The following is a 1,065-nucleotide window of genomic DNA, read 5'->3' on the forward strand; positions in this document are numbered from 1 at the left end:
ACGATGACATCGCCGAGGGTGTGCTTGCCATCAACGAACTCAACCGACTGCGAAAAATGGAGCTGAGTGAGGAAATGGCACCGCCACCAGCCCAATCCGAGGGAGATCCCAAAGACTACCTGAAGAAGTGGAACCGCGTCATCGTCTCGGATGCTTCAGAGAAAATTGATGGTGCAATGATGCCAGTGGCATATTGGTATGAAGACTTTATGCCAAAGTTGCTGACTGCCTTCAGCGTCTGTACCGCAGCAGAAATCCCCTTGAACACGGTGGCTGACGAAGCGGCTTTAAACCAGTGGTACGAAGCCACTAAAACGTCAGGGGAATTTGGGCGCTATGGGGCGGATGTTGCAGAAAGCTTTCTCAAATGCGCTCCAAAACAGCAACTGATGCTTCAACAAGCATGGCGCTTGACGCACAACTATCTAAATGGCGTACAGAAACGGCGCGAACGCATGGAGTTTGGGCGCGAGTCTGGCGAACTTTCGCAATATGTGTCGTTTATCGATGTGTATATCGATCGCAGTGAAATAAAGAATTCACAAATGCGCGTCAGCTTCCCTTACTATATTGGCCCTGCGGTGTGGCGTTTCTTCCACACTACGGCTGAAATCGTCTCTACGAAGACCCCCAAACAGCAAAAAACTCTGGTGGCAATTTTCAAGGACTTCTTCAAGCTGTTTGCCACTATGTATCCCTGCCCCTACTGCCGCCACCACCTCAACGCCTATGTCGTGCAGAATAAAGAGGTGGAAATGTACCCTGTGGAGTACCTTGTGCTTGGGCGCGACCCGCTTCTGAATAACTTTGAGGTATCAATGGAGGCAAAGCTGTCCACGGTAGTAGATGGCCCTTCCCTGCGCTTATTCTTCTGGAAGTTGCACAACACTGTCTCTTCGTCAATTGCTCGATCGGAGGAGTGGTATCACAAGGATGAGAAAGCATTCTATACCACTCGTTATTGGCCCAGCATTGACTCTGAGCTAGCACGAGCCAAAGCCCTCAAACACATTAGCATTGCGACCGATCGAATGTACCGGCTCTACGGTATGCTCAAGCCATCGG

General features: G+C 50.4%; 1 protein-coding gene. It reads left to right on the forward strand.

Annotation, left to right across the window (positions count from 1 at the left end):
* Positions 1–74: 74 nt before the first annotated feature.
* A partial coding sequence (locus ACUVJL_RS13985) for an ERV1/ALR-related protein (RefSeq protein WP_445246398.1) occupies positions 75–1,065 on the forward strand: 991 nt, incomplete at its 3' end.

It is taken from the genome of Microcoleus sp. OTE_8_concoct_300 (assembly GCF_031383065.1).
GTDB lineage: Bacteria > Cyanobacteriota > Cyanobacteriia > Cyanobacteriales > Microcoleaceae > Microcoleus.